The organism is Actinomyces sp. oral taxon 849 str. F0330, from assembly GCF_000239715.1.
Classification (GTDB): domain Bacteria; phylum Actinomycetota; class Actinomycetes; order Actinomycetales; family Actinomycetaceae; genus Actinomyces; species Actinomyces johnsonii.
The window spans coordinates 304649-307693 of sequence record NZ_JH470351.1 but is presented as its reverse complement, the minus strand read 5'-3'; the positions used below and the strand labels follow the sequence as shown (position 1 = coordinate 307693).

At 70.8% G+C, this 3045-nt stretch carries 3 protein-coding genes and 1 pseudogene; 2 read left to right on the top strand and 2 right to left on the bottom strand.

What is annotated here, in order from left to right; translation table 11 throughout:
• Window positions 1-90: 90 nt before the first annotated feature.
• Both HMPREF0975_RS07245 and HMPREF0975_RS07240 read right to left on the bottom strand, forming a co-directional pair.
• Window positions 91-717, bottom strand: coding sequence for a MarC family protein (locus tag HMPREF0975_RS07245; protein WP_003784664.1), 627 nt, complete (start codon window positions 715-717; stop codon window positions 91-93).
• Window positions 718-759: 42 nt separating this feature from the next.
• On the bottom strand, window positions 760-1605 hold the full coding sequence (locus HMPREF0975_RS07240) for a PHP domain-containing protein (RefSeq protein ID WP_049939606.1): 846 nt from the start codon (window positions 1603-1605) through the stop codon (window positions 760-762).
• A 36-nt stretch (window positions 1606-1641) separates the two neighbouring features.
• Between HMPREF0975_RS07240 and HMPREF0975_RS07235 the strand changes: the two genes are divergently transcribed.
• Both HMPREF0975_RS07235 and HMPREF0975_RS16145 read left to right on the top strand, forming a co-directional pair.
• On the top strand, window positions 1642-2751 hold the full coding sequence (locus HMPREF0975_RS07235; RefSeq protein ID WP_009233489.1) for a Gfo/Idh/MocA family protein: 1110 nt from the start codon (window positions 1642-1644) through the stop codon (window positions 2749-2751).
• Window positions 2752-2820: 69 nt separating this feature from the next.
• Window positions 2821-3045, top strand: a pseudogene (locus tag HMPREF0975_RS16145) (aminopeptidase P family protein); the annotation flags it as partial.

The window sequence follows — 3045 nt, the reverse complement described above, 5'->3', positions numbered from 1 at the left end:
GCGGTGGTCGCCCTGTCGACGGGTCGGCCGGCGAGCAGGCCTGAGCAGCCCGGGGCCGCCGTCGCCGGCGGCTCCGAGGGCGAGCCCGGGTCAGAGGCGGGTCTCCAGGAAGGCGAAGACGCCGTCGGCCATGATCTGGACAGCGATGGCCGCCAGAAGCAGTCCCATGACCCGGGTGAGGATACGAATACCGGAGGTGCCCAGCACCCGGTTGAGTCCCAGAGAAAAGCGCAGCGAGATCCAGACGACGATATGCGTGCCGATGATCGCGGCCGTTACCGAGACCCATCCGGCCGCGCCGCCGCCGGTGGCGTCCACCGCGACCATGGCGGCGACGATCGCTCCCGGGCCGGCCAGCAGGGGCGTGCCCAGGGGGACGAGGGCGGCGTTGGAAGTGACGGCGTCGGGGTCGGGGCTCTCATCTGCCTTGTCGGTCAGCAGCTCGAGGGCCACCAGGAGGAGGAGCAACCCGCCAGCCACCTGGAGGGAGGGCACCGAGATGCCCAGGAACTTCAGGATGTAGCGGCCGAAGACCGCGAAAAGGAGGATGACGCCGAAGGAGACGACCGTGGCCTGGCGCGCAGAGGCGGCGCGCTCGGTCGGGGTCTGCCGCGAGGTCAGGGAGAGGAAGATCGGGATGGCCCCCAGGGGGTCCTGAATGACCAGGAGCGTCATGAAGGTCGTGGCGAAGACCGTGGGCTCGAAGACGGACTGCATAATGGCTTTCTATCACCGGGGTCGGCGGGAGACGGTCAGGAGTCAGGGCTTGACGAGGTCGAGGGCGCCCTCGTCGACGATCTGTTCCAGGAGCTTGGGCGGCATGAGGTTCTCCCCCAGGCGGTTGGGTTTACCGGTGCCGTGGTAGTCCGAGGCCCCCGACAGCCCCAGGCCCAGGCGCTGAGCCAGGATGCGGACCTGCTCGCGCTGCTCGGGAGTCTGGTCCCGATGGTGCATCTCCAGGGCGGCCAGTCCGGCATCGGCCATCTCGGCGAAGACCTCATCGGGCACGAGGCGGCGCTGGCGCGAGGAGGCGCGCGGGTGGGCGGCCACCGGGACCCCGCCAGCGGCGCGCACCAGGCGACAGGCCTCGACCGGATCCAGTGCCCAGTGATGGACGTAGTAGGGGGAGGCGGTGGCGAGCGGCCCGGCGAAGGCCGCATTGCGATCGGGGAAGGACCCGGCAGCCACGAGGGCGTCGGCGATGTGGGGCCTGCCGATCGTGTGGGCGCCTGAGGACTGGGCCACGACATCCTCCCAGGTGATCGGATAGTCCTCACCGAGACGCTCGACCATCCGCTGAGCGCGGGTGTCCCGGGAAGTACGGGCGTGAGCGAAGGCCTCGCCCAGGGCGGGGTCGTCGCTCCGGTGCAGGTAGGACAGCAGGTGGAGGGTGACGCCGCCCGCGGCGCAGGAGATCTCGGTGCCGCGCAGAAGGGCGACGCCGGTGGCAGGCACAGTCGCGGCCGCCTCCTCCCAACCGGCCATCGTATCGTGGTCGGTCAGCCCGACGACATCCAGGCCGGCCCGCGCCGCCTGGGCCATGAGCTCGGTGGGAGAGTCGGTACCGTCGGAGCAGGCCGAGTGGGTGTGGGGGTCGATGCGCACCGGGACAGTGTAGGGACGCATGAGAGACTGGACGACATGAGTGAGCTGAGCCGCACGACGGATACCGCACCTGGCTCCGGGGACTCCCCGGTCCGCTTCGGCGTGATCGGGGCCGGTTTCATCGCCCGATGGTTCGCGCAGGCCGTTGCCCTTGAACCGGCCGCCCGGGTCGTGGCCGTCACCTCTGCCCGCCGCGAGCGCGCCGCCGCCTTCGCCCAGGAGCACCAAGTCCCGTATGCCCACGCATCGCTCGAGGAGATGCTCGCCGCCCACGGCCCGGACTCCGAGGCACCGATCGACGTCGTCTACGTGGGCTCCCCCAATTCCCTGCATGCGGAGCATACGATCGCGGCGCTGGGGGCCGGTTTCCACGTTCTGGTGGAGAAGCCCTTCGCGCTGACGGCCGGCCAGGCCCACGCGATGGTGAAGGCCGCCAGACGGGCCGACCGCTTCCTCATGGAGGGGTGGTTGTCCGCCTTCGAGCCCGGTGTGGCACGGGTGCGCGAGGCGCTGGGGCGCGTGGGCCGACTGCACCGGGTGGTGCTGTCCAAGGAGCAGTTCTCCTCGCGGATGGAGGCCTACCGGGCCGGTCACCTGCCGCCGGCCTTCGACCCGGCCCTGGGCGGCGGGTCCCTCATGGACCTGGGCATCTACACGGTCAACCTGGCCATCCACCTGTTCGGGGAACCGGACCGGGTAACGGCCACGGGAGAGCTGCTGGATTCCGGCGTCGACGTGCGGGGCACAGTCGTCCTGTCCTACGACTCCGGCGAGTTCGCCGGGCTGGAGGTCATCTGCCTGCACTCCAAGACCTCTCCGGGGACGGAGTCGACCTTCGCCTCGGACCGGGACGTCGTGGCCATTGATGACTGCCAGTGGCCCGAGCGGATCGAGCTGCGCGGGCCGACCGCAGGCAGGAGCGCGGGTGAGGGTGCGCAGGCGCGCGAGGATCTGTCGGTCGAGCGCGGCGCCCAGCAGCCCGGCCGTCAACTCATCTATGAGCTGGCCGAGGTCTGCCGCCTGGTGCGGGCCGGGGCACGGGAGTCCGACCTGCATCCCCTGGAGCATTCGGTGGCCGCCATCAGGGTGCTGGAGGAGGCACGCCACCAGGTGGGGGTACGTTTTCCGGCCGACTCTCAGGACTAGCCGCCGTTCCTGCCCCTCGGCCGCTTCCGCGGTAGCCCGACGACGGCTCAACGGTGAGATGATGCCGCTATGACATCGATTCCCCCTGCAGACGGCAGCCCGTCCGACGACTCATCCACATCCGCCTCCCCGGGTGAGGCTCCCCAGTCCTTGGCGGCGCGCGGCTCCAACCGTTCTCGTCAGCCGGACAACCAGGCCTTCCGGGACTTCATCGGCTCGGGATGGGGGCCGCGCCCCGGGGGCCTGCCCGCCCGCAGCGAGGCGGCCCCGTGGGCGGCGGCTCGCCGAGAGGCC